This is a genomic window from Phyllobacterium brassicacearum (assembly GCF_003010955.1).
Lineage (GTDB): Bacteria > Pseudomonadota > Alphaproteobacteria > Rhizobiales > Rhizobiaceae > Phyllobacterium > Phyllobacterium brassicacearum.
Map to the genome: position 1 here is coordinate 148784 of NZ_PGGO01000087.1, position 24865 is coordinate 173648.

A 24865-nucleotide genomic window follows, 5' to 3' on the forward strand; every position below is an offset into this window, starting at 1 on the left:
TTTACGACCCGTTGGTCGAATTGAACTTGGCGATCTGCAGGAATGTAACTGCCTTGCCGGTGAACTTGTTGGCATCTGCCACAGGAAGGTTCTGCTGGAAACCGGCGGTGTAGACCGTCGTCGGTGCCGTACGCATCGTTTCATTGCGCAAGACAGCCGGCTCCACGTCCGGAGATGTCTCCGCTACCTGCTGGGTAGAGAGCGCGCGATCCGGCAGATCTGAAGAAACCTGGATGGCTTTCGGATTGTGGGCCTGCGCTGTCTGACGGCGCGGCTTCGAGCTCTTGGTCGTCGTGACCACACCGCTGTCGAGCATGGCGACTGGATCACCCTTGGCTTCGAGCATCGTCCGGCGGAGCGATGGTTGCGGTTCAGCCGAGGCCATTTGCGCGTTCTGCTGTGCCTGGACGACGCGTCCGCCGGTTGTGCCAGGCAAGGTCGGCAGTTCCGGCTGAGGCTTCAATTCGGTATCGGACTGCTTGATGATGGCTTCCGGGGTCAGATCGTCTTCTTCGGGAACCTGAATGATGTCCGGATTTGCCTCTGCCGCGGTTTGCAGGGCCGGTGTCACGGGGCGTTGGTTTGGTACAACCGACGCAACCATCATGTCGGTCGGCTTGGGTGCATTGTGCGGCTTGTCGAAGGGAACGGGCACAAGCGCGTTCACCATTTCAGGATGAGCCGGGGCTGTATTGGCATCATCGACGTTCGCAGCAATCATGTCGCGAATTGCGCTGGCGCTATCCTGCGGCCGGGGCGTTGGCAAGGCGGCAACGACTGTCGGCTTCTCTTCCGCCAATGCATTGAGCGTGTCCGGTTGTCCGGGCGCCGGCGTCGGCGTGTAATCCGGGCGGCGTAGCGGAACAGGAACGGCGAACGCCAGGGCCTGGTTGTCTTCAGCCGTTATAGCGAGCGGCGCTTCAGGGCGTGGCGCATTCAAAGGCGCAGGCGCAGCACGTGTCGGAAGGTCCGGAGCGATGGCCGCGGGTTTCGCCGCTGTAGCGGCTGGTGCCGGCGGTGCAGCGCCCTCCTCCGAATCTGCGGCCGGAGCAGCCTTGGCTGTTACGGTGCGCGACTGCGTCGGCGCGGAGGCTACAGCCACTGAGCTTTCGCTGGAATCTTCTTCTTCGTCGGCGCCGCCGCCAAAGAGAACGCCAAAGAGCGTCTTGCCGCGTCGTCCGGAGCTTGAAGCGCTCGCAACCTGGATCGAGCTGCCATTGCGCTTGCGCGATTCATACGCAGCCAGCGCCTGCTCGTAGCCGGGCAATGGCTTGCCGTCGGAAGGAACATGGATCGTCTTGCCGTCCGGGAATACAGCCAGCAATTCCCTGCGGCTCATGCGCGGCCAATGGCGGACACTGCCAACGTCGGTATGTATGAATGGCGAGCCTGAGGTCGGATAATAACCAACGCCGCCAGCCTGGAACTTTAGCGCTGCAACGCGCAGCGACGACAGCTTCACGCCGGGCAGATACCAGTCCATTGCCTTGCCGAGCATATGCTGGCTCTTCGTCGCAACGCCGCGCGAACGGGAACGCAGCATGGAGTTTGTTGCAGGGGAACGATAGGCGGAAACAACGTTGATGTAATCACGGCCGCCGACGTTCTGATAGACCTGCCAGACGAGATCGAACAAACGGGGGTCCATCTTCGTCGGCTCATTGCGGCGCCAGTCGCGCAGGAATTTGTTGAGCTTGTTCAGGCCGTCCTGCTGGTAACGACCATTTTTCTTGAATGTGATCTCGGCGCGTTCTTTAGTGTGGATGAAGTAAAGCTTGAGAGTCCTCGTCTCGGCAGAAGCCTGTGCGGATGCAAACAGCATCGACGCAAAGACCATGAGGAAAACAAACCAGCTGGCGCGTACGAAAGAACTCGCCTCAGACTTGTCGTCCTGTGCATGAATCATGTTTGACAATTTCGTCCCAACCTTGACCGTGTTTTCCAACCCCCGAATAGCTGGATTATCCGATTTAATGGTTAATGGTCACTTATTGTAGAATAATTGCGTTGAGAGCATGGCAAAAAACCGAACGAAATCCAATGTTTTGTGACATGGTCAACGGGTTGTTAACAGCACAATTACGGCGTTTTCACGGACGAATCCACCCCTCTAAAGTCTAAAAAATGCGCGTTTTGTAAATCATAGAGATGAAGCTGGATGAATCCGCGACCCACTCTTATGGTTTAGGGCCCCGACTGACGCTTCCTGATTCGGTATTGGACGCTGCCGTCACCTCAACTACATGGTGCCAAAAATGATTTCTCAAATCACTGGATATACACACGATCCCAAAGCTATGGCGGCGCCTAAAGCTGGCTCGGCCGCCGCGGCAAAGAACGATCCGTCGGCGCTGGGCATTCTTCCCGAATGGAACCTTGCCGATCTCTATCCATCAACGGAAAGCAGCGAACTCAAGGCTGATCTCATCCGAGCCAACGAACTGGCCATTGCCTTCGAGCAACGCTGGAAGGGCAATCTCGCCGCTGAGGCCGCCAAACCCCGGGGCGGCGATTTCGCAGCCTCGATCCGGGAGTTCGAAGCGCTCGAAGAACTGATTGGCAAGATCGTCTCCTACGCAGGACTGGTCTACGCCGGCGACACGTCGGATCCGAAGCGTGCGAAGCTCTATGGCGACATCCAGCAGAAGATGACCGATGCCAGCACGCACCTGATCTTTTACAGCCTCGAACTTAACCGCATCGACGACGCGGTGATCGAAAAGGCCATGGCCGACAATCCCGAAATCGGCCATTACAGTCCGTGGCTGGTCGACCTGCGCAAGGATCGGCCCTATCAGCTCGAGGACAAGCTTGAGCAGTTGTTCCACGAAAAATCGATCACCGGCCGTGGTGCCTGGAACCGCTTGTTCGACGAAACCATGACCGCACTGCGCTTCGAGGTGAACGGCGAGGAACTGTCACTTGAACCGACGTTGAACCTTTTGCAGGATGCGGATGGCACCCTGCGCAAGGCCGCATCCGACGCATTGGCGAAAACCTTCAAGGAAAACCTGCGCACATTCACCCTGATCACCAACACTTTGGCGAAGGACAAGGAAATCTCCGATCGCTGGCGTGGATTTCAGGATATCGCCGATAGCCGCCATCTTGCCAATCGCGTCGAGCGTGAAGTTGTCGATGCCCTGGCCGAGGCCGTGCAGGCCGCCTACCCGAGGCTGTCGCATCGCTATTATGCGCTGAAAGCCAAGTGGCTCGGCCTCGAATATCTGAACAACTGGGATCGCAACGCTCCCCTGCCTGAGACACCGCAAGCCGTCATCTCGTGGACCGATGCACGGGAAACCGTGTTGTCTGCCTATCATGGCTTCGCACCCGAAATGGCCGATATCGCCAAACGGTTCTTCGACAGGAACTGGATCGATGCGCCGACCCGCCCCGGCAAGTCACCCGGCGCATTCGCCCATCCGACGGTGCCGTCGGTTCACCCCTATGTGCTCCTCAACTACATGGGCAAGCCACGCGACGTGATGACCCTTGCCCATGAGCTTGGCCACGGCGTGCATCAGGTGCTCGCCGGCGATCAGGGTGCCCTGATGGCCTCGACGCCGCTGACGCTCGCCGAGACTGCCTCTGTTTTTGGCGAAATGCTGACCTTCCGCTCGCTCCTCGAGAAGACGAGGGACAAGCGTGAGCGCAAGGCAATGCTTGCCCAGAAGGCCGAGGATATGATCAACACGGTCGTACGCCAGATCGCGTTCTACCAGTTCGAGCGCCGCGTCCACACCGAACGCATGAACGGCGAGTTGACCTCCGACCGCATCGGCGAGATCTGGCTGGATGTGCAAAAGGAGAGCTTGGGCGATGCAGTCCGCTTCGGCCCCGGCTATGAGACCTTCTGGACCTACATCCCTCATTTCATCCACTCGCCCTTCTATGTCTATGCCTACGCCTTCGGCGATTGCCTGGTGAACTCGCTCTACGCCGTCTACCAGAACGCTGATGCGGGGTTTCAGCAGAAATATTTCGACATGCTGAAGGCGGGCGGCACGAAGCACCATTCCGAACTGCTCGCGCCTTTTGGCCTCGACGCGACTGACCCTGCCTTCTGGCAAAAGGGCCTCTCGGTCATCGAAGGCATCATCGACGAACTGGAGGCGATGGACGCCGCATAATGGATACCACCGCCAACTCTGCGCCTGTTGCCCCGACGCACACGCCCTATGATGGTTCGGCGCAACCCTTCACCATAGGGCTGCAGCAGCTCGACCTGAAGGACTGGATCGAAGTCGACGATGATCTTCTCGGCTACCTCGCCGAGAAAGAGCGCCTGTTTGCCGAATACGGCGACAGGATCTTCGTCGAGGAACCGGGTACCCGCGAGGCGCAACAGGAGGTCCTTGACCTTCTCGCGGAGCATCTCGTCGAGCACTATCCATCGACCTATACCCGTATCAATGACGCCATTGCCATCACCGGCCGGGAGAACCCCGTGCACCTGGGCGATACCGATGTTCCATTCCTGCATAGCGCTGCCAGTCTCGTTCAGGAAGACCTCGTGCTGATGCGCAAGGACGAGCGGCGCGGCTGGCATCTCGCGGCTGCCTCGCTGTCCTTTCCGTCATCCTGGACCCTTCTGGAAAAATTCAGCCGTTCGATGGACGAGATCCATGCGCCTGTGCCCGATTTCGGCGCCGGTACGCGCAATGCCGGGCTGATCACCCGCATGTTCGACAATCTGCGCCTCGACCGGCCCGTCTGGCGCATGAACTGGTCACTGCAGCCGGACGGTAATCTTTACCATCCGCTCGCCAGCCACCAGAAGGGCGCGCTGTATGGCGATGGCGATATCGCCGAGCAGAGTTTCGTCCGTGTCGAGCGCCAGACCTTACGCAAATTGCCCACTTCCGGCGATATACTTTTCACCATCCGCATCCATTTGAATCCTATAAATGCGCTCAAGAAACATCCGGAATGCCGTGCCGTCGCCGAAGCTTTTGCTAGCCAGCTTGAAGCGCTAAATCCTGCGCAATTGCATTACAAAGGTATTATGACAATTCGCGAACGGCTTATTGACGCGCTAAAACGCCTATAAACGCCGTTATAATTAACAGTATAATGAAATTTCACCCTAAAAGGGCATTGGGTTGTTTGCTCTTTGTCATGTCTATGCTCTATGGTTTCTTTGAAGCCGCTCTGTAGCGGCTGTACTCATTGATGGAGATCAAAATTAGGAGCACAAAAAAAATGGCGAAGGCTGATTGGCCTGTACATGGAGAAATTACCGGTCCGATCGTGATGATTGGTTTCGGGTCCATCGGACGGGGTACCCTGCCCCTCATCGAACGCCACTTCAAATACGATAAATCCCGCCTGGTCGTTATCGATCCGAGCGATGCCAACAAGAAACTGCTCGACGAGCGCGGCATCCGCTTCATTCAGGAAGCCGTTACCAAGGAAAATTACAAGACGCTGCTCAAGCCCCTTCTCACCGAAGGCGGCGGACAGGGTTTCTGCGTCAATCTTTCCGTCGATACGTCGTCCGTCGATATCTTGCATCTGTGCCGTAAGGCCGGCGCGCTCTATATCGACACCGTGATCGAGCCCTGGCCCGGCTTCTATTATGCCAACGACCTCGATAACGCCGACCGCACCAATTATGCGCTGCGCCAGACATTGCTTGCCGAACGGAAGAAGCATCCAGGCGGTCCGACCGCGGTGTCCTGCTGCGGCGCAAATCCCGGCATGGTCTCGTGGTTCGTCAAGCAGGCTGTGCTTGACCTTGCCCGCGACCTGCACGTCGACCACAAGGAACCCGGCCGCAACGATCGCGAGGGCTGGGCGAAACTGATGAAAAAGGTTGGTGTCAAGGGCATCCACATCGCCGAGCGCGACACGCAACGCGCTGGCGAGCCGAAGCCTTTCGGCGCCTTCTGGAACACATGGTCCGTCGATGGCTTCATTTCCGAAGGCCTGCAGCCGGCCGAACTCGGCTGGGGCACCCATGAAAAATGGATGCCGAAGAATGCCCGCAAGCAGAAGAAGGGCAACAAGGCCGCGATCTTCCTGGAACAGCCCGGCGCCGACACTCGCATCCGCACATGGTGCCCGACCGAGGGTGCGCAGTTCGGCCTGCTGGTCACGCACAACGAGGCGATCTCGATCGCCGATTTCTTCACGGTGTTCGACAAGAAGGGCAAGGCCAACTATCGGCCGACCTGCCATTACGCCTATCATCCTGCGAATGTGGCGACACTATCGCTCGATGAGATGTTCGGCGCAGCCGGCCAGCCCCAGGCGATCCAGCACGTGCTGGAAGAGTCGGAGATCGTCGACGGCGCCGATGAACTCGGCGTCCTCGTCTACGGCCACGACAAGAACGCCTATTGGTACGGGTCGCAGCTGACGATCGAGGAAGCCCGCAAGCTTGCTCCTTATCAGAACGCCACCGGCCTGCAGGTTTCATCCGCCGTCATGGCAGGCATGGTCTGGGCGCTGGAAAATCCGGATGCAGGCATCGTCGAGACCGATGAGATGGATTTCCGCCGCTGCCTCGAAGTGCAGAAGCCCTATCTCGGTCCGCTCAAGGGTCACTATACCGACTGGACGCCGCTGGAAAACCGGCCAGGCCTGTTCAAGGAAAATCTCGACACGAGCGATCCCTGGCAGTTCCGCAACATCCTCGTGCGCTGATCTCAGCGCAATCAAGCAAAACGGCAGCCTTCGGGCTGCCGTTTCTCTTTACCGACTTCTACGTGATCGGTTCGGCGTCATAACAGACAAACGCCAGCTTGTTGCCGTCCGGATCGCGGACATAGGCGCCATAGAAGCCCTCGCCGTATTGGGGCCGGAAGCCCGGGGGGCCCTCGTCGCTTCCGCCATTTTTCAGTGCCATCGCATAGAGCCAGTCAACCAGCGCTGCGTTATTGTCGAAACGGAAAGCCGTCATCACACCATTGCCGACAGTCGCGGGCTCGCGATCAAACGGATATCCGACAAAGAAGAGCGGGAAACGGTCATCGCCCTTCCTGCCCCATGACGTCGACAGGTCATCCCGGTAGCACCCGTCGAGACCCATCTCAGCCATCAACGGATCATAGAAGCGGATCGCCTTCTCAAGATCGTTCGTGCCTACCATCGTGTAACCGATCATTCTGTCCTCACTTGTCCGAAAGCTATTTGATCATCGGTTGGGCACTCATCCCTGCCCACAATTCCGGTTCTCCCGCATCCTCGTAACCTGACGCCAGATAAAATCGATGGGCGGTAAGGGTACTTGAAAGGAAACTTTTCTTGCCGCCCTGCGCAAGCACATATGTTTCAAGATGCAGCAGGATTGCCTTGCTCACACCGCGAAACCGCGCATCCGGCGAAACATAGTTCAACAGGATTTCGCCGGCAGCCGAGGCGGCTCCTACCCCAAGGACCTCACCTGCCTCTTCGGCGATCACCAATTCCTGGCCCTTTGCCTCGATCCATGCCGTGACGTTTTCCGGCGTTTTGTTGGCGAGCCATTGTTCGAGCGACATCCGATCATTGCCATGATCGGCAACGCATAGCTCCGTGATCGACCGGCGCAACACGGCGCAGGCCCTCGCCGCGTCTGCTACTCTTGCTGTTCGAACACACTTCACGTCACCACACCACATGCCTCATCGTGCTGAATACATTCCGTTGTCATTCTTTCCACATACCCTGCAGGCGGCAACTGACAACCGGGATATTTTACGGAACTAACAACCTCTTCGAATTTGCAATTAAACTTAGGTCTTGTTTTTGCTTGATTTTCACGGCATTGAATCAAGGCAGATTCATTGGGAGATTGTCTGGATGAAACGCTTTTCGTTGGCCATCGCCGCAACCACACTGACCATCACCCTTGCCGGCTGCATGAGCGGGTCCATGCAGGATGGCGGTTCGGGTCAAGTTTCCAAGCCATCCGATAGTGTACAGGGTCAATGGTTCGACACATCCGGCGTCGCTTTCTCCAACTTCAACAACGGGGTGTTCGAAACCCGCGCCAACGACACAAAGGAAAAACTGGCCGAGGGTAATTACCGCTTTGCTTCAGCCAGCCTGATCGAGATCGATCTGCGCTCGCTCGCCCGTGGCACCCAGTCCAAGGTCAATTGCGCCCTCATCAGTGCCGGTCAGCTGAATTGCACCTCGTCATCAGGCCAGCAGTTCTCCCTGACGCGTCGCTCGCCGCAGGTAGGCTAGAAAGCTCTATTTTTCTGCTCAAAGCACGTGCGCCAGCAAGGCGGTAACACCTTGGTGCGGTTGGTGCGTCTTGTCATATCTCCTTGACGCGCGAAACATAGGATGAAGATACTAAGCCCTTCGATTGAATGAGCCCCGCGGAGCAGTCATGTCCAGAATCCTCAACCAAATCCTGCCGAAAATCCTGTTAGCCACCTCAGCCCTCGGCATGACTGCCGGCGCGGCGATGGCCGACTACACACTCAATATTCTGCATATCAACGACGAGCATTCGCGCATCGAGGCGATCAACAAATTCGATTCCACCTGCTCCGCTGAGGAGGAGAGCAAGAACGAGTGTTTCGGCGGGATTGCCCGCGTCAAAACCAAGATCGACGAACGCCGCGCCGCGCTGTCGAAGGACGGCGGCAACGTCATCGTCCTCGATGCCGGCGACGAGTTTCAAGGCTCGCTGTTCTATACGACCTACAAGGGTGACGACACCGCCGAGTTCATGAACCAGATGGGATTCGATGCCATGGCGCTCGGCAACCATGAGTTCGACGATACACCAGTCACTCTGGCCAGGTTCCTCGACAAGGTGAAATTCCCGGTCATTTCCAGCAACACGGAGGCCGCCCCGAATTCGCCCATAGCCGGGAAATTCAAACCCTATCTCATCAAGGAAATCGGCGGCCAGAAAATCGGCATTATCTCCGCTCTCACCACCGACACGGCAGAAATCTCCAGCCCTGGGCCTGATGTCAAGTTTGCCGACGAAGTCGAGGCGTTGAAAAAGCTCGTTGAGACACTGAAGGCCGAAGGCGTCAACAAGATCATCGCCGTCAACCATTACGGCTATCTCAGGGACAAGGAACTCGCCGCCAAGGTAGACGGCATCGATGTGATCGTCGGCGGTCACAGTCACACACTGCTATCGAACACCGACCCGGAAGCGCTCGGGCCTTATCCGACGCTGGTCAAGAACCCCTCTGGCAGGGATGTGCCGATTGTTCAGGCAAAATCCTATTCGAAATATCTCGGCGAGCTCAAAGTTACGTTCGACGACGATGGCAATGTCATCAAGAGCGAGGGCGCACCAATCCTCCTCGATTCATCTGTAACGCCGGACCCCGCCTTTGTCGCCCGCATCAAGGAACTGGGCAAGCCGATCGAAGAGTTGAAAGCCAGGAAGGTCGGCGAATCGGGCGGCGTGATTGAAGCTGCCCGCGAGGTCTGCCGGGTCAAGGAATGCAGCATGGGTGATCTCGTTGCCGATGCGATGCTCGACCGCGTCAAGGGCCAGGGCGTGACGATCGCCATCATCAATGGCGGCGGCTTGCGCGCATCGATTGATGCGGGTGAGGTCACCATGGGTGAGGTTCTGACGGTCCTGCCGTTCCAGAATACGCTGGCAACGTTCCAGTTGCGCGGTTCGGACGTGGTGGCCGCCCTCGAAAACGGCGTCAGCCAGATCGATCAGGGTGCCGGCCGGTTCCCGCAGGTCGCTGGTCTCAAATATGCTTTCGACGTGTCAAAACCCGCTGGCAGCCGCATCTCTGACGTTCAGGTGTTGCAGGGCGACAGCTGGAAGCCGATCGATACCGGCGCAACCTATGGCGTCGTATCCAACAACTACATGCGCGCAGGTGGCGACGGTTATAAGGTCTTCTCGACCAACGCGGTAAACGCCTATGACTTCGGCCCAGGGCTTGAACTGGTCCTTGCCGATTACATGGCGAAGAACACCCCGTACAAGCCCTATACCGACGGCCGCATTACCGCTCTGGCGCCCGGTGCTTCGGTTGAAGCCAAGCCGGCGGAACCCTCAACGACAGAAGCTCCGAAAGCTCCGGATGCCGCCAAACCCGCATCCGAAACAGCGGCAGCCGCTCCAGCGGCGAACCACCATCCTGATACCTATACGATCAAGCGCGGTGACAATTTCTGGGACATTGCCGAAGAGGTCTATGGCAAAGGCATCGAATGGAAAAGGCTCGCTGAGGCCAACCCGGACATGCGGGTTATGAAGCTACCGATCGGCGCCGAGATGAAAGTACCGCCGGCGATGTAGGATCAGTTTCAACCGGATCACAGTTGAACTGGGTTCGACTTTCACCGTGCCTTTGCACTTGGCCTGCAGCCATACTATTCTTGGGGTAGTAGGCCGCTCGCTGGGTGCGGCGGGTGTTGAAATGTCGGCACTGCCTTTCTCGAAGATATCTGCGCCGCTGAACGCGCTGCTTGCCGCGACCGGCCTGGTGGCGGTAGCTGCACTTACGACGCCGGACTTGACCGGACGGACCAGGCTTGTTTTGGAGGTCTTGCTCGCCGGTATCTGGGCGGTCTATCTCCTGCAACTGATCGAGACGCTGGTTTCGCAGCGGGCGAGAGAGGTTCGGAAGAGAATGCCGGTCATCGCTGTCGATGTGCTGGCTGTCTTGGTCCCTATGGCTGCGTTCCTGTTCGTCGGCACCCGCGACCAGATTCTATACTGTGCCGTCTGGCTGCTAAAGCCGCTACGCGATTCGACCTACCTTCGGGTATTGGTCAGGGTTCTGACCAACGAAGCTCGCAACCTGATCGGCGTCACCTCGATCTTCGTCACCGTTCTGTTCGGTGCAGCGCTGGTAGCCTATATCATCGAGCGCGACGTCCAGCCTGACAAGTTCGGCAGCATCCCCCAGGCGATGTGGTGGGCAGTGGTCACCCTGTCGACCACCGGCTATGGCGACGTCGTTCCGCAGAGCTTGGCCGCCCGTATACTGGCGGGGTTGGTCATGATGAGCGGCATCGGCATCTTCGCGCTGTGGGCGGGCATCCTCGCCACGGGATTCTACCAGGAAGTCCGCCGCCAGGACTTCGTGCGCAATTGGCAACTGGTTGCGGCAGTGCCGCTGTTCCAGAAGCTTGGCTCGGCCGCGCTCGTCGAGATCGTGCGGTCATTGAGACCTCGGGTCGTGCCGGCGGGTGCCGTCATCTGCCGCAAGGGTGAGGCTGGTGACCAGATGTTCTTCATCGTCGAGGGTCGCGTCAGCGTTGCGACAGCGAACCCGGTGGAGCTTGGCCCTGGCAGCTTCTTCGGCGAGATGGCCCTGATCAGCGGCGAGCCCCGTTCTGCGACCGTCAGCGCCGCGACTGCGGTGTCGCTGCTGTCGCTGCATTCGGTGGATTTCCAGGTGCTGTCCAGCAGCAGCCCCGAGATCGCAGACATCATCCGCAAGACCGCGGCCGAGCGGGGCGGCGCAATACCAAAATCTTGAGCAAGCGAGCTGCGGAGCCCACCAACCAACATGCGGCCTTTCGCACTCTTGCAATCAGCCCTGTCCTGACTAGGTTCCACGCGAAGAAGTGGAGTTTTGGATATGGCGATTTCTGGCGAGGCGTTGAAAGCGGTAACAAAGCCGGAAAACCATCCACGCATCGAGACATCGAAGATCGGCGTGCTCCTCGTCAATCTCGGCACTCCGGACGGCACCGATCAGAAATCGATGCGGCGCTACCTCAAGGAATTCCTGTCCGACAAACGCGTGATCGAGTGGCCACGCGCAATCTGGCTGCCTGTGCTTCACGGCATCGTGCTCAACACCCGTCCGAAAAAATCCGGCGCGCTTTATGACAAGATCTGGAACCGCGAGCGCAACGAGTCGCCGTTGCGCACCTATACCCGCTCGCAGGGCGAGAAGCTCGGCGCCGCCCTCGCCTCCCATCCTGAAATCATTGTCGATTGGGGCATGCGCTACGGCCAGCCCTCGATCGAACAGGCGCTGGAGCGGCTGGACAAACAGGGCTGCAAACGCATCCTGATGTTCCCGCTCTACCCGCAATATTCGGCGACGACGACAGCAACGGTCAACGACAAGTTCTTCGAAGCCTTGATCAAGATGCGCTTCATGCCCGCTACGCGCACTGTGCCGTCCTATCAGGACGAGGCCACCTACATCGAAGCGCTTGCGACGTCGATCGAGAGGCATTATGCCTCGCTCGACTTCGAGCCGGAAGTGCTGATCGCCTCCTATCACGGCATACCGCAGAGCTATTTCAAGCGCGGCGATCCTTATCCATGCCATTGCTGGAAAACCACGCGCCTGCTGCGTGAACGGCTCGGCTGGAGCGAGGACAAGCTGATCAGCTGTTTCCAGTCACGTTTCGGCCCGGAAGAATGGATGCAGCCCTATACGGACAAGACGCTGGAGAAGCTTGCGAAGGACGGCGTCAAATCGGTCGCCGTCTTCAATCCGGGCTTCGTCGCCGACTGCCTGGAAACGCTGGAGGAAATCGCCGTTGGCGGCGCCGAAATCTTCCACCACAATGGCGGTGTCAACTTCACCCACATCCCCTGCCTCAACGATTCCGACGAGGGCATGAAGGTTATCGAGACACTGGTCCGGCGCGAATTGCAGGGCTGGATCTGACCACTCGGCGGGCTCGCTCGAATCAGAACTATCGTCTATCTTGGCCTCGCCTGCCAATGGGCGATAACGTGTTTGACGCCGCTCGAGCGGTCGTCGGCCAGGGGAGACCACAATGCCGTTCAGCGGTTTCGACTTCACCATTCCAGTCCTCGTCATCCTGGTGTTCGTGGTTCTGTTTGCGGGCGTCAAAACCGTCCCGCAGGGCTACAATTACACCATCGAACGCTTCGGCAAATATACCCGCACCCTCGCACCGGGTTTGAGCCTCATCATCCCCTTCTTTGACCGGATCGGCGCCAAGCTGAACATGATGGAGCAGGTGCTTGACGTTCCGACGCAGGAGGTCATCACCAAGGACAATGCCAACATCGCCGTCGATGGCATCGCCTTTTACCAGATACTCAATGCACCGCAGGCCGCCTATCAGGTCAGCGGGCTGCAGAACGCGATCCTCAACCTGACCATGACCAATATCCGTACCGTTATGGGGTCGATGGTGCTCGACGAACTCCTGTCGAACCGCGATGCGATCAATGATCGCCTGTTGCGAGTGGTTGACGAGGCAGCGCACTCCTGGGGCATCAAGATGACCCGCGTCGAGATCAAGGACATCAATCCGCCCAAGGACCTGCTCGACTCCATGGCCCGCCAGATGAAGGCCGAGCGTGACAAGCGTGCGGTCGTACTCGAGGCCGAAGGCACCAGGGCGGCGCAGATCCTGCGCGCCGAAGGTCTGAAGCAGGCGCAGATCCTCGAAGCCGAGGGCAAGCGCGAAGCCGCCTTCCGCGAAGCCGAAGGCCGCGAACGCCTTGCAGAGGCGGAAGCCAAGGCGACGGAATTCGTTTCCGCTGCCATCAGTGGAGGCAATGTGCAGGCGCTGAACTATTTCGTCGCGCAGAAATACACCGAGGCATTTGGCAAATTCGCCACAAGCCCCAACCAGAAGGTCATTCTGATGCCGATGGAGGCATCATCGCTTATCGGCTCGCTCGGCGGCATTGGCGCCATTGCCCGTGAAGCCTTCGGCGACAATGCGCCCTCCAACCCTACCGCCCCGGCAACGCCGCCCCCACGCGGACGGACCGTTCCGGGTACCGGCTCGACCTCGTAAGCTGGAGGAGTTGCATCGATGCTGGAACGTCTCTTTGCTGAGCTTGGCCCCTGGAACTGGATCGTCCTCGGCCTGGTCCTGATGATTTTCGAGGTCGCGGCCCCGGGCATCTTCTTCCTGTGGTTCGGCATCGCCGCACTCGTCGTCGGCGCGCTTTCTATCCTCTTGGGCGACGCACTCGGACTTGGCTGGCAGTTGCAGGTCGTCCTGTTCCTGATTCTTTCTCTCATTTCCGTCTTCATCGGCCGCAGGCTCATTGGCGCAACCGACGTCGTATCGGACGAACCCCTGCTCAACCGGCGCGGCGAACAGCTGATCGGTCAGGTGGTGACGCTCGAGGAAGCAACGGTCAACGGCAGGGGACGCGCCCGCGTCGGCGACAGCCTGTGGCGGGTGACCGGGCCCGACCTTGCCGCCGGTAGCCAAGTGCGCATCACCGGCATCGATCACGGAACGCTGGTGGTTGAGGCGGCTTAGGCTTTCACGTTGGACCATTGTCTCGTTTGCTGTCGCCCTCGAGGCTGTGGTACGCTGCACCAGTAATCGGGATACAAGTCATGCAGAAACCTGTGATCTTTACAATCACGACAGTGTGGGATGCAGAGGCCTCGGTTTGGTCCGGGCATTGCGACGACATTCCTGTTGCCGTTGACGCGCCAACGCTTGATGAACTATTGGAAAAAATCTCTGCCATGACTGTAGACATCATGCCAGACAATCATCCCGACGTTCCGCTTTCGTCAGTATTTTTGCAAATCGTTGCTTTGCGCGAAATAGATCAAGCGGCTTGATGGCTCCAGCATTTGACCGCAGTTTGCGGAAGCTTCTGCTGGCGAGTGGTTGTTATTTGGTTCGTCAGGGTAAGGGTAAGGTCTGGCATAGCCCGATTACAAAGCAAAACATTGCTGTGCCGATTCATATTCCAAGCCGTCACACGGCCAACTCGATCTTAAGACAAGCAAGTCTGCCGAAAACTTTTAGGCAGCGCCGATCCGCAACAAATCATGGAAATGCACGATGCCGATCGGGAAATTGTTCTCGGTTACGATCAGCGCGCCGATATTGTGCTCGTTGAGCAGTGCGAGTGCCGCGCTTGCGAGCATCGTCGGCGGCACCGTCTTCGGCGCGCGCGTCATGATCTCCTCAACCTTCACCGTCACGAGATTGCGGTGAAGATTGCGCGAAAGATCACCGTCGGTGATGATCCCGGCCAGCGTTTCATCATCGTTCAGCACGGCAATGCAGCCGAAGCGCTTTTCCGAAAGCACCTTCATCGCGTCGGGAATAAGCGTTCCAAGCGGCACCAGCGGCAGCCTGTCGCCGCGATGCATGATCTCTCGCACATGCGTCAGGCTCGCGCCAAGCGATCCGCCGGGGTGGAAGGTCTTGAAATCGTGTGCCGTAAAGCCGCGCGCTTCCAGCAGAGCAACGGCAAGCGCATCGCCCATTGCCAGCTGCATCAGGGTCGAGGTGGTTGGTGCGAGGCCATGCGGACAGGCTTCGGTCACGCGCGGCATCAAAAGCACCACGTCGGCAGCTGTCGCCAGTGCGGAATTCTCGCCGGCAGTTACCGCGATAAGCGGGATACGGAAGCGGCGCGAATAGCTGACAATACCTTTGAGCTCCGCCGTATCGCCTGACCAGGATATCGCGAGGATGGCATCATCCGTGGCAATCATGCCGAGATCGCCATGATTGGCTTCGGAGGGATGCACAAAGAATGCAGGCGTTCCCGTCGATGCGAAGGTCGCGGCGATCTTCGAGCCGATATGGCCACTCTTGCCGACGCCAGTGACGATGATACGGCCGCGTACCGCAGCAATCTTCTCGATGGCTTTGCAGAAGGCTTCTGCCAGGGGGCCTTCAAGCGACCTGCTGAGTGCTGCCAGCCCGTCTTTCTCGGTTGAAATTGTCCGTTTTGCGGAATCAACCGCTGCGGATTTGTCCAGTTCGGTGTCGTTTATCGCCTGCATGGCGAGAACCGTTAGCGCTTTGCATCCCCGCTGTCCATTTTTTGTTCAAGTGAGCGTGCGGAAAACCGCATCAGATGACCGCCGCAGGTGAGTTTCCATACAGGCCCTTAGCCAGTCATTAACCATGCCTCTTTACCATCCCGCAATGTTCGAACCGATTGGCACACCTGTTGATACACCCTTGGCAACCACGTTACGAAGCGCCGCCCCGCGGCAGCTTCAGGACTGCGATCAACATCTGTTTGATAACGGGGTTGCTTGCAAGCACCGTGCTTGCGTCCAGTGCTTCGGCGCAGGAGACCCCTCCCTTACGCGGAGCCGTCCAGGAAAACGTGCTTCAGGCGCAGAACACAACCAATGCCAATCAGACGAACGGCGCCAACAATAACCCTGCGCGGCAAACGGACAGCGGCATTCCCGCAAGACCCTACGAACCCGTCAGTCCGGGCGCATTGCCGCAAGACGATGACAGCAGCAATCTTGGATTGCTCGGCGTACCCATAGATGATGACTCACCACCATCCGGCCCCGCCGACAATAGCGGCGGGCTCAATGCGGAATCCGCGGCACCTGCTGCCGGAACAGTACCCGTTCCGGCCCAGCGCCCCGGCGCCGTACGCAGGGCCGGCGTCGAGGACCGGCTGGACGAAGAACAGACCGGTTCGATTTCCAATCCTCCCATCGAGCAGAACAGGGAAGCCAATCCGCCCGCAGCCGCTGCCGAAAGGGATAATCTCCCGGTACCCGCGATCGAGCGGCGGACGATACGCCCGGACCCCGAACCTTTTGCACCGCTCGGCATAAGGGCCGGCACTGTCACCCTTCGCCCATCGCTCAGCACCGGCCTTCGCGCTACGACCAACGCCGACGGCAGTTCGGATGGCAGCAGCGCCGTGCTGTCGGAAACCCGCCTGCGTGCCCGCGCCACCACCGATTGGTCGCGTCATTCAGCCTTTCTCGATTTCGACGGCACCTATGACAAGACCATCTCGGGCGAAGAATATTCGGCCCCTGATGCTGGCTTGCGCGGCGGCTTCCAGCTCGACCTTGGCGAGCGCACCACCGTAAAGGGCGAGGCGGGCTATCGCATCCGCCAGGAAGACCCGAGCGCCCCAACGACCATCGTCGGCACCTCGAATCGTCCCCTGGTGCAGGAACTCGACGGGAGCCTTGGCGTGCGCCACGAGTTCGGCAAGTTCTTTGCCGATGTGAAAGGCAATGTCGATCACACGACCTACGGCAATGCTGAATTCTCCGATGGCAGCACCGTCAGCCAGGGAGACCGCGACAACACCTTCGCCAGCATAGCCCTGCGCGGCGGTTTCGAAATGTCGCCGGCCATCAAGCCGTTTGTCGAAGTGGAACTCGGCAAGCTGATGTACGACGAAGCGGTCGACGTCAACGGCTTCCGCCGTTCGGGACCGCTCCTCGGGCTGCGGGGCGGCGTCGAACTCGACATCGCCGAAAAACTCTCGGGCGAACTGGCGATCGGCTATCTGCGTCAGGACATCGATGACCCAAGGCTCGCAGCCATCGATGGCCTCAGTGTCGACGGCGCGCTCAAATGGTCGCCGCAACGCGGTACCGATGTCACTCTCGGCCTCTTGACCCGTGTAGAGGGTGCAACTGCCCCCGATGACAGCGGCTCGATATTCTATGAGGGCACGCTGGGCATAAAACGCCAGGTCCGGTCGAACCTCGATGTCCACGCAACGCTGATCGGATCGCTTCGCGACAATACGGACGGATCGGGCTGGGACAAGGGGTTCGGCGCCGAAATCGGCACCACCTACTGGTTCAACCGTTTCGTCGGCCTGGATGTCAGTGCCCGCCACGAATTCACCCACAGCGAGGTCGACACCCGCCAGACCGAAGAAACCAGCATCTTCATGGGTGTGACGCTGCAGAGGTAGGCATCCGCATCATCGGGAAAGACCCGCCGTCAATGGTCAAATGACGGCTTCAATCAGAAACGGGCCACGACGCCTCAAGACACTGTCCAGAAGGTCGTCAAACTCTTTGCAGGAGTTCGCGCGGGCGGCCTCGACGCCCATCCCCCTTGCGATCGACACCCAATCCAGCGACGGTTGATCGAGATCGAGCATTCGCCGTGCGTTCTCCCCGATTGGCCCGACGCCGACATTCTGCATTTCCATGTGCAGGGTAGCATATATGCGGTTGGAAAAAATAATCGTGACGACGTCGAGATTTTCACGCGCCTGCGTCCAAAGTCCCTGCAAAGTGTACATGCCGCTTCCATCGGCCTGCAGGTTGAAGACCTTCCTGTCCGGACAGGCTATTGCAGCTCCGGTCGCCAGGGGAATCCCGTTGCCAATTGCCCCGCCTGTCGTCATGAGGAAATCATGCGGGGCGGCAAAGGCAGAGAGCGCAAAGAATCGCCGGGCCGAAGTAATCGCCTCATCGCAAACGATCGCATTCTCGGGCAGCTTTCGCGCCACCATCACGGCGATCGCGTCGTCGGTCAGCATTCCATCGGGAACCTGCTCGTCCGGCATCGCGCTCGACCGCGGCTGCGGCTGCGAGCGCGTCACGCCCAGTTCATCGCGAAGACCTTCCAGTGCCCCTTCAAATCCTCGCCATGTTTCGCCAGGGTAAGAACCTGGCAATCGTCGCGGACGAGGCGCCCGGGCTTGCCGGGATAGGCGAAAAAAGCCACCGGTTCCGGGGCTCCAACCAGGATCAGCACGTCGATATCGCTGAGCAGTTCGATCGCTGCATCGATCGGATAGGGGATCCGAGTCGGAGCGACGCGACCAACGCCGCGCGCCATTCGCGCGACCAGAACTTCACTGAACAGGCGCACATCCTTCGCCGCGGCGATCTGCCCTGCGACTTCGAGGGAGTCAGCCTGTGCAGCGGCCCCGCTGACAAGAATACCGACGCGGCCAGGAGCACTGCGGATGGCATCGGCAACTCTCCGCACCCTATCCGCTGGAACTTCAGGCGGGGCAGGAAGGACCACCCTTTTCGACGGCGCAGGGGCAACTTCGCCCCACGCAGCGTCGGCAGGCAGGATCAATGTTGCGATGCCGGGAGGCAAGAGTGACGCGCGATAGGCCGCCTCGGCCGCCGGCGCAACATCGGCTGGACCACCTATGCGATGCACCCAGTTCGACATTGGAGCGGCAAGGCTCTCAATGTCGGTGGTGAGCGGCGCATCGAGGGGAAGATGATAGGAAGCATGATCGCCGACGACGTTGATCATCGGTATTCGGGCGCGGCGGGCATTGTGAAGATTGGCAAGACCGTTCGCCAGACCCGGGCCGGTGTGGAGCAAGGTTGCGGCTGGCCGGCCGGTCATTCGGGCGTAACCGTCAGCCGCGCCCGTAACGACACCCTCGAACAGTCCAAGTATGCAACGCATTTCGGGCTTGCGATCGAGCGCAGCGACGAAATGCATTTCCGACGTGCCAGGATTGGCGAAACACACCCTTACATCATTGGCCAGAAGAGTGTCGCAAAGCGCATCTGCCCCATTCATTGCCACGCTCCCCCAGCCGCTTTGCAATATAGCGAGCCTTGCAGAACCGACGCATAAGCGCAACCCGGCAAGCGGTCGGGGAGAGACATTTGGTATCCCTCCCCGGCCATGATCAGCCCTTCTTTGGCTCGATCGTCTTCAGCATGTTGCCGATATTGTCGATGACACCGTTGCGGATGTCATTGCGCCACAGCGCGAAGGCGACATTGGCTTCGACAAAGCCTTCCTTCGAGCCGGTATCGTAAGTCCGGCCCTTGAAGTGATAGCCAAAGAAGTCCTGCTGCTTGGTCAGCTTCAGCATTGCATCGGTGAGCTGGATTTCATTGCCGGCACCACGCTCCTGATTCTCCAGAATGCCGAAAATTTCCGGCTGCAGGATGTAACGGCCGTTGATGTAGAGATTGGAGGGTGCCGTTCCCTTGGCGGGCTTTTCGACCATTTCCGTCAGCTCGAACCCTTTGCCGATGGGCTTGCCCTGCCCGACAATGCCGTATTTGTGCGTTTCGGCAGGATCGCACTCCTGTACCGCGATCACGTTGCCGCCGGACTGATTGTAGACCTCGACCATGTCGGCAAGGCAGCCATTGCCCTCCGGCTGCATGATCATGTCCGGCAACAGCAGCGCGAAGGGCTCGTCACCGACGATATCGCGCGCGCACCATACCGCATGTCCAAGACCCATCGGCACCTGCTGGCGGGTAAAGCTCGTTGTCCCGGGGCCTGGCTGGATGCCTTGCAATTCGTCGAGCAGTCCGGTCTTGCCGCGTTCGGCAAGGGTGGCGTAGAGCTCGTACTGGGCGTCGAAATAATCCTCGATGACGGCCTTGTTGCGGCCCGTTACGAAAATGAAATGCTCGATACCGGCTTCGCGCGCCTCGTCCACCACATATTGGATGACCGGCTTGTCGACGACTGTCAGCATCTCTTTTGGGATGGATTTCGTGGCGGGAAGAACGCGGGTCCCAAAGCCCGCAACTGGAAATACGGCCTTCCGGATTTTCTTGACTGTCGTCATCGTGACCTCATAGGTGTTACACTCAAATACTAATTTTTATTACTGTGCCATACGCTCTATTGAATGCACAAGCGCACAGTAACACTTCAAATTTGCGCACAATTCACTGCAAAATCTGTTCGAAATTCAGGGTTGTGCGCTAGACAATTTTGTTTCAAAGACCCAAAATACATACCACTGTAAAATAACTATTCGTTGCCGTTGTTAAGAGTCCGTTTGGAAAATCACTGCGGTGAGGCAGATGGCGCTTATTCCGAGAACCGGAGCGCAGCGTACGTATGGTACGCTGAGCACCGGAAGCGCAGAAAATGACGTCAGATGCCGCCGCAGTAGGATTTCAAAACGGACTCTAATGTGCCCATATGGCACTCGTTTGCGTATGCATGGTAAACCAATTCCTAACTTTGACATGCCTATTTTATCGTTTGACCCCAAAATGTGGGAACACAGTTCGAGGAGAGAACATGATCAGGAGTTCATCGGCCTTTGCCAGGCGCATGTTGATGGTTGCTGCGGTTGCGGGCATCGGATTTGCCGGTGCGGTCAATAACGCGGCGGCCGATGCAAAGTTCCAGAGCTGGATCGCGGACTTCCGTGGAACGGCTATGAAGAGCGGCATTACCGCCGCTACCTACCAGCGGGCCTTTGCCGGCGTGACGGAGATCGATCCGGAAGTGCTGGAGAAGGCACGGTTCCAGCCGGAATTCACCGAGCCTGTCTGGGGTTATCTCGATAATCGCGTCAACGAACACTCGGTGGCAACGGGCCGCGAAATGGCGCGCAAATACAGCCGCTGGCTTGGAGCCATTGAAAAGTCTTATGGCGTCGATCGCAACATCCTGCTCGCCATCTGGTCGATGGAGACCAATTTCGGCGAGATCATGAAGCGCGATGATGTGATGCGCGATGCGGTACGCTCGCTTGCAACTCTCGCCTATGCCGATCCGCGCCGGGCGAAATTTGCGCGTACGCAGCTCATCGCCGCCATGAAAATCCTGCAGACGGGCGATATTGATCGCAGCCATCTGACGGGATCCTGGGCCGGCGCCCTTGGCCACACCCAGTTCATCCCGACGAGCTATCTCGCCTACGCAGTCGACATGGACGGCAATGGCAAGCGCGATATCTGGAACTCGGTGCCGGATGCGCTGGCAACCGCCGCCAACCTGCTTCGCAAGAATGGCTGGCAGTCCGGCCGCACCTGGGGCTATGAGGTCGTTCTTCCGGCCGGGCGTAAATTCCCCAGCGGCACGCGCACGATTGCCGAATGGCAAAGTCTTGGTGTCGTCCGCGCGAACGGCAAGGCCTTCCCGCATGGCAGTGAGAAGGCAACGCTGAAAGTGCCGGATGGCCGGAATGGCCCGACTTTCCTGATGACGAGGAACTTCTTCGTCCTGAAAAACTACAACAATGCGGACAAGTATGCCCTTGGTGTTGGCCTGCTTGCCGATCAGATCGCCGGTGCTTCCGGACTGCGCCAGGACTGGAATCGCCCCTTCACGCCGATCACCATGAAGGAGCGCGAAGAATTGCAGACTCATTTGCGTGAACTCGGCTATTATAGCGGCAAGGTCGACGGAAAGATTGGCGGTAGTTCCCGTGACGCCATCCAGGCTTTCCAGAAGCAGATGGGCCTCGATCCCGATGGTCATCCCAGCAAGGAAGTGCTGACGATCATCCGGAAAAAAATAGAGTAGGACCTTCGTCGATCCGCAGAACAGTCGTGGTGGTTCCAAGGGCTCACCACGACGTGCGGATTTGATTGCAGGGAGTCAAGATAGTGCAAGGTTGGCGATCACCGATGCAGACCACCAAACCCCCTCATGGTGAGCTTGTCGAACCACGCACGACCTTCTCACTTGCGCGCCTGTCAATCGTCCTAGGTCTTGCCGGCAGCATCGTCGTCGTTGACACGGCTGCGGCCAGAACAATCCTCGATATGCTGTTCGGGCCGCGCCAGGTCTATCGGGAACCGACAGACAGGCTCATTGACGATGGCAGGAGGAGATATCGCGCGCCCACCAAGAACCGCGCCATAAAGCGCGCCAGCCGTCCGCGTCCCACTGCGCCCAACAGGGCTCCGTCCGGGCCTGCCTCGGTCGCCCAGCCTGCGATTCCGGAAAAACTGCCCGATGCGAAGACCGTGCTCGTCGTCGGCGATTTCATGGCGGGCAATCTGGCGGAAGGTCTCGATGCGGCATTCGTTGATTCGCCAGGAGTCCGTGTCGTCGACAAGGCGGACGGTTCGTCCGGTTTCGTCCGTACTGACCATCACGACTGGCCAGCATCGATCGGCGGCTTGATTGAAGCTGAAAAGCCGGCTGTCGTCGTCATCATGGTTGGGGCCAATGACCGCCAGCAGATGGGCGGCCAGACACTGCTGACCGATGAGTGGACCAGGGAATATCAGACGCGCATCAATGCGTTTCTCGAAGCGGTCAAAAAGACCGGCAATCCTGTCGTGTGGGTTGGCCAGCCTGCATTCAAGTCGAAAAACATCACCAATGACGTGCTTGCCTTCAATGAGCTTTATCGCAATGCGACGGAAAAAGCCGACGGCAAGTTTGTCGATGTTTGGGATGGATTTGTCGATCAGAGCGGCAATTTCACCCTCTCGGGTTTCGACATCTCCGGCCAGACGGCGCGCCTGCGCAACAATGACGGGATCGGCCTGACAATGGCCGGCAAGCGCAAGCTGGCCTTCTATGTGGAAAAGCCGTTGCGCCAGATGCTTGGCAATGCAACCTCGCCCGAGATTGCTGCAATCAAACCGGGTGCGCCGGTGCAAGCCCTCCCCGGCACTCCGCAGCCGCCCGTGAAGGTTGACCGGCTCGCTCCGATCAGCCTCAACGACCCCGAACTCGATGGTGGCACCGATCTCCTCGGCGGTGCGCCGCGTCCCGTATCCGCCACGGAGAAATCCGCACGTGACCGGCTTGTGATCGACGGCATTGCGCCGGACAGCCAGCCCGGCCGCGTCAATGATTTTTCCTGGCCGAAGAAGCCCGAGGAAACGCCCACAACCGGAGCTGTTCGCTGACACCATTTGCGGATCGGCGGGGCCATTTCCTGGTTTAAACGGTTGTCGCCTCTTCCTGCACAGGCTTCGTACAGAATGATCCCAATATCGTACAAGAACCGCCGAATTCCGCACACGAATCCTCGAATTCGGTACAGGAATTTCAACCGGCACGTGATTTTTGCACGTGCTCGGTTGAAATCTTATCGTGGCAGGACCGAAGTTCCCATCAGAGCGGTGTCGATCGCCTGCGCAGCCTGGCGGCCTTCGCGGATCGCCCATACAACCAGCGATTGCCCGCGCCGGACGTCGCCGGCCGTGTAGAGCTTGTCGACGCTGGTGCGGTAATTCCTGTCGTCCGCTGCAACCGAACGGTTACCGCGGCGATCGGCGCGCATGTCGAGGGAGCCGCTGAGTTCCTTGACGATACTGTTCTCGAATGGCCCGGAGAAGCCGATGGCGATAAAGGCAAGGTCTGCCTTGATGAAGAACTCGGTCCCGGCGACCGGCTTGCGTGCTTCATCCACCTCGCAGCACTTGACGTGGGTCAGCGTGCCGTTTTCTCCAATGAATTCAAGCGTTGCGACCTGGAATTCGCGATCCGCGCCCTCGGCCTGCGAGGACGACGTGCGCATCTTCGTCGCCCAGTATGGCCAGACGCTGAGCTTGTCTTCCTTCTCCGGCGGCTGCGGACGAATGTCGAGCTGGGTCACCTTTACAGCTCCCTGACGAAACGCCGTGCCGACGCAGTCGGACGCCGTATCGCCACCGCCTACAACCACGACGTGCTTTCCCGAGGCGACGATCGGATCGCTCGGCCATGCCACCGATTCAATGTTCTCACGGCCGATGCGGCGGTTCTGCTGCACGAGATAGTGCATGGCGTCATGCACGCCTTCGAACTCGCCGCCAGGGATGCCCGCCGGACGCGGCGTTTCCGCCCCGCCGCAATAGAGGACCGCGTCGTAACTATCGATAAGTTCTTGAACTGGCTTGTCAATTCCGACATTGACCCCGCAGAAGAAGGTAACGCCTTCACCTTCCATCTGAGCAACGCGCCGGTCGATGAAGTGCTTCTCCATCTTGAAGTCCGGAATGCCGTAACGCAGCAGTCCGCCCGGACGGCTCTCGCGTTCATAGACGTGGACTTCATGTCCTGCGCGGCCAAGTTGCTGCGCCGCCGCAAGACCGGCCGGCCCGGAGCCGATGATTGCAACGTTCTTGCCGGTCTTGGATGCAGCCGGTTGCGGGATGATGAAGCCCTTTTCGTAGGCCTTGTCGGCAATCGCCTGCTCCACCGTCTTGATGGACACCGGCACGTCCTCGAGGTTCAGCGTGCACGCTTCCTCGCAGGGAGCCGGGCAGATTCGCCCCGTAAACTCGGGAAAATTGTTGGTGGAATGCAGGTTGCGGATCGCCTCATCCCAGTTGTCATTGTAGACGAGGTCGTTCCAGTCTGGAATCTGGTTGTGGATCGGGCATCCCGTCGGTCCGTGGCAGAACGGAATCCCGCAATCCATGCAGCGTGCTGCCTGCTTCTTGACCTCGCTGTCCGACATGGGAATTGTGAATTCCCGGAAGTGCCGGATACGGTCCGAAGCCGGCTGATACTTGCCAACCTGCCGGTCGATCTCTAGAAAACCTGTAACCTTACCCATAAAACTGCTCCCCTC

19 protein-coding genes and 1 pseudogene are annotated in these 24865 nt (G+C 58.8%); 13 read left to right on the top strand and 7 right to left on the bottom strand.

All coding sequences use genetic code 11. The annotated features are described in order from the left end of the window. Nucleotide 1 precedes the first annotated feature (1 nt). Nucleotides 2–1906 carry a peptidoglycan L,D-endopeptidase MepK gene (gene mepK / locus CU102_RS29115; protein ID WP_342588796.1) on the bottom strand — a complete coding sequence of 635 codons (1905 nt, stop codon included), beginning with the start codon at nt 1904–1906 and terminating at the stop codon, nt 2–4. A 349-nt stretch (nt 1907–2255) separates the two neighbouring features. On the opposite strand from mepK, the gene CU102_RS29120 reads away from it, so the two are divergent. The 3 genes from CU102_RS29120 to CU102_RS29130 all read left to right on the top strand — a co-directional run bounded on the left by CU102_RS29120 (nt 2256) and on the right by CU102_RS29130 (nt 6651). Next, on the top strand, nt 2256–4133 hold the full coding sequence (locus CU102_RS29120; RefSeq protein ID WP_208113872.1) for a M3 family oligoendopeptidase: 1878 nt from the start codon (nt 2256–2258) through the stop codon (nt 4131–4133). Continuing rightward, nucleotides 4133–5053 carry a heme-dependent oxidative N-demethylase family protein gene (locus CU102_RS29125; protein WP_106714473.1) on the top strand — a complete coding sequence of 307 codons (921 nt, stop codon included), beginning with the start codon at nt 4133–4135 and terminating at the stop codon, nt 5051–5053. The genes CU102_RS29120 and CU102_RS29125 overlap by 1 nt, the downstream gene beginning before the upstream one ends. A 152-nt stretch (nt 5054–5205) precedes the next feature. Next, nucleotides 5206–6651 carry a homospermidine synthase gene (locus CU102_RS29130; protein ID WP_106714526.1) on the top strand — a complete coding sequence of 482 codons (1446 nt, stop codon included), beginning with the start codon at nt 5206–5208 and terminating at the stop codon, nt 6649–6651. A gap of 58 nt (nt 6652–6709) precedes the next feature. On the opposite strand, the gene CU102_RS29135 is transcribed toward CU102_RS29130, so the two are convergent. Both CU102_RS29135 and CU102_RS29140 read right to left on the bottom strand, forming a co-directional pair. Then, nucleotides 6710–7111, bottom strand: a complete 402-nt coding sequence (locus tag CU102_RS29135; protein ID WP_106714474.1) for a VOC family protein — start codon at nt 7109–7111, stop codon at nt 6710–6712. Between the two features lie 22 nt (nt 7112–7133). After that, the gene (locus CU102_RS29140; protein WP_245425648.1) at nt 7134–7592 is read right to left on the bottom strand and encodes a GNAT family N-acetyltransferase; all 459 of its coding nucleotides are present in this window, start codon (nt 7590–7592) and stop codon (nt 7134–7136) included. Nucleotides 7593–7788: 196 nt separating this feature from the next. Between CU102_RS29140 and omp10 the strand changes: the two genes are divergently transcribed. The 7 genes from omp10 to CU102_RS29175 all read left to right on the top strand — a co-directional run bounded on the left by omp10 (nt 7789) and on the right by CU102_RS29175 (nt 14474). Beyond that, the gene (omp10, locus tag CU102_RS29145) at nt 7789–8178 is read left to right on the top strand and encodes an outer membrane lipoprotein Omp10 (RefSeq protein WP_106714527.1); all 390 of its coding nucleotides are present in this window, start codon (nt 7789–7791) and stop codon (nt 8176–8178) included. A gap of 148 nt (nt 8179–8326) precedes the next feature. Continuing rightward, the gene (locus CU102_RS29150) at nt 8327–10231 is read left to right on the top strand and encodes a 5'-nucleotidase C-terminal domain-containing protein (RefSeq protein WP_106714476.1); all 1905 of its coding nucleotides are present in this window, start codon (nt 8327–8329) and stop codon (nt 10229–10231) included. Nucleotides 10232–10352: 121 nt separating this feature from the next. Beyond that, entirely contained in the window at nt 10353–11420 is a 1068-nt protein-coding gene (locus CU102_RS29155; protein ID WP_106714477.1) for a cyclic nucleotide-gated ion channel, read from the top strand. 102 nt (nt 11421–11522) lie between these two features. Then, nucleotides 11523–12572, top strand: a complete 1050-nt coding sequence (gene hemH / locus CU102_RS29160; RefSeq protein WP_106714478.1) for a ferrochelatase — start codon at nt 11523–11525, stop codon at nt 12570–12572. Between the two features lie 112 nt (nt 12573–12684). Beyond that, on the top strand, nt 12685–13683 hold the full coding sequence (locus tag CU102_RS29165; RefSeq protein ID WP_106714479.1) for an SPFH domain-containing protein: 999 nt from the start codon (nt 12685–12687) through the stop codon (nt 13681–13683). Between the two features lie 18 nt (nt 13684–13701). Next, on the top strand, nt 13702–14160 hold the full coding sequence (locus CU102_RS29170) for an NfeD family protein (RefSeq protein ID WP_106714480.1): 459 nt from the start codon (nt 13702–13704) through the stop codon (nt 14158–14160). Between the two features lie 80 nt (nt 14161–14240). Beyond that, nucleotides 14241–14474 (top strand): DUF1902 domain-containing protein, encoded by a 234-nt coding sequence (locus tag CU102_RS29175; protein ID WP_106714481.1) that lies wholly within the window; start codon nt 14241–14243, stop codon nt 14472–14474. A gap of 186 nt (nt 14475–14660) precedes the next feature. Here the strand turns inward: CU102_RS29175 and CU102_RS29185 are convergent, their stop codons facing one another. Next, nucleotides 14661–15656, bottom strand: coding sequence for a KpsF/GutQ family sugar-phosphate isomerase (locus CU102_RS29185; RefSeq protein ID WP_106714482.1), 996 nt, complete (start codon nt 15654–15656; stop codon nt 14661–14663). A 254-nt stretch (nt 15657–15910) separates the two neighbouring features. Between CU102_RS29185 and CU102_RS29190 the strand changes: the two genes are divergently transcribed. Continuing rightward, complete coding sequence (locus CU102_RS29190; protein ID WP_166648528.1) at nt 15911–17569, top strand: outer membrane beta-barrel protein; 1659 nt, start codon at nt 15911–15913, stop codon at nt 17567–17569. Between the two features lie 36 nt (nt 17570–17605). Here the strand turns inward: CU102_RS29190 and CU102_RS29195 are convergent. Together CU102_RS29195 and galU are read right to left on the bottom strand one after the other, a co-directional pair. Next, nucleotides 17606–19158: pseudogene (locus tag CU102_RS29195) on the bottom strand (acetolactate synthase large subunit). A 112-nt stretch (nt 19159–19270) separates the two neighbouring features. Beyond that, a complete protein-coding gene (gene galU / locus CU102_RS29200; protein ID WP_106714484.1) occupies nt 19271–20173 on the bottom strand; it encodes a UTP--glucose-1-phosphate uridylyltransferase GalU in 903 nt (300 codons plus the stop codon). A gap of 503 nt (nt 20174–20676) precedes the next feature. Here galU and CU102_RS29205 point away from each other — a divergent pair. Both CU102_RS29205 and CU102_RS29210 read left to right on the top strand, forming a co-directional pair. Next, a complete protein-coding gene (locus tag CU102_RS29205) occupies nt 20677–21870 on the top strand; it encodes a lytic murein transglycosylase (protein ID WP_483428631.1) in 1194 nt (397 codons plus the stop codon). A 104-nt stretch (nt 21871–21974) separates the two neighbouring features. Continuing rightward, nucleotides 21975–23213, top strand: coding sequence for an SGNH/GDSL hydrolase family protein (locus CU102_RS29210; protein WP_106714486.1), 1239 nt, complete (start codon nt 21975–21977; stop codon nt 23211–23213). Nucleotides 23214–23395: 182 nt separating this feature from the next. On the opposite strand, the gene CU102_RS29215 is transcribed toward CU102_RS29210, so the two are convergent. Then, the gene (locus CU102_RS29215) at nt 23396–24850 is read right to left on the bottom strand and encodes a glutamate synthase subunit beta (protein ID WP_106714487.1); all 1455 of its coding nucleotides are present in this window, start codon (nt 24848–24850) and stop codon (nt 23396–23398) included. Nucleotides 24851–24865 lie beyond the last annotated feature (15 nt).

Excerpts from the sequence above, each read along its gene's own strand:
- CU102_RS29135 (WP_106714474.1), bottom strand. The coding sequence starts at position 7,111 with ATGATCGGTTACACGATGGTAGGCACGAACGATCTTGAGAAGGCGATC.
- CU102_RS29205 (WP_483428631.1), top strand. The coding sequence starts at position 20,677 with ATGGTTGCTGCGGTTGCGGGCATCGGATTTGCCGGTGCGGTCAATAAC.
- CU102_RS29170 (WP_106714480.1), top strand. The coding sequence starts at position 13,702 with ATGCTGGAACGTCTCTTTGCTGAGCTTGGCCCCTGGAACTGGATCGTC.
- CU102_RS29215 (WP_106714487.1), bottom strand. The coding sequence starts at position 24,850 with ATGGGTAAGGTTACAGGTTTTCTAGAGATCGACCGGCAGGTTGGCAAG.
- hemH (WP_106714478.1), top strand. The coding sequence starts at position 11,523 with ATGGCGATTTCTGGCGAGGCGTTGAAAGCGGTAACAAAGCCGGAAAAC.
- CU102_RS29120 (WP_208113872.1), top strand. The coding sequence starts at position 2,256 with ATGATTTCTCAAATCACTGGATATACACACGATCCCAAAGCTATGGCG.
- CU102_RS29155 (WP_106714477.1), top strand. The coding sequence starts at position 10,353 with ATGTCGGCACTGCCTTTCTCGAAGATATCTGCGCCGCTGAACGCGCTG.
- omp10 (WP_106714527.1), top strand. The coding sequence starts at position 7,789 with ATGAAACGCTTTTCGTTGGCCATCGCCGCAACCACACTGACCATCACC.
- CU102_RS29175 (WP_106714481.1), top strand. The coding sequence starts at position 14,241 with ATGCAGAAACCTGTGATCTTTACAATCACGACAGTGTGGGATGCAGAG.
- CU102_RS29165 (WP_106714479.1), top strand. The coding sequence starts at position 12,685 with ATGCCGTTCAGCGGTTTCGACTTCACCATTCCAGTCCTCGTCATCCTG.
- CU102_RS29130 (WP_106714526.1), top strand. The coding sequence starts at position 5,206 with ATGGCGAAGGCTGATTGGCCTGTACATGGAGAAATTACCGGTCCGATC.
- galU (WP_106714484.1), bottom strand. The coding sequence starts at position 20,173 with ATGACGACAGTCAAGAAAATCCGGAAGGCCGTATTTCCAGTTGCGGGC.
- CU102_RS29185 (WP_106714482.1), bottom strand. The coding sequence starts at position 15,656 with ATGCAGGCGATAAACGACACCGAACTGGACAAATCCGCAGCGGTTGAT.
- CU102_RS29150 (WP_106714476.1), top strand. The coding sequence starts at position 8,327 with ATGTCCAGAATCCTCAACCAAATCCTGCCGAAAATCCTGTTAGCCACC.
- CU102_RS29210 (WP_106714486.1), top strand. The coding sequence starts at position 21,975 with ATGCAGACCACCAAACCCCCTCATGGTGAGCTTGTCGAACCACGCACG.
- mepK (WP_342588796.1), bottom strand. The coding sequence starts at position 1,906 with ATGATTCATGCACAGGACGACAAGTCTGAGGCGAGTTCTTTCGTACGC.
- CU102_RS29125 (WP_106714473.1), top strand. The coding sequence starts at position 4,133 with ATGGATACCACCGCCAACTCTGCGCCTGTTGCCCCGACGCACACGCCC.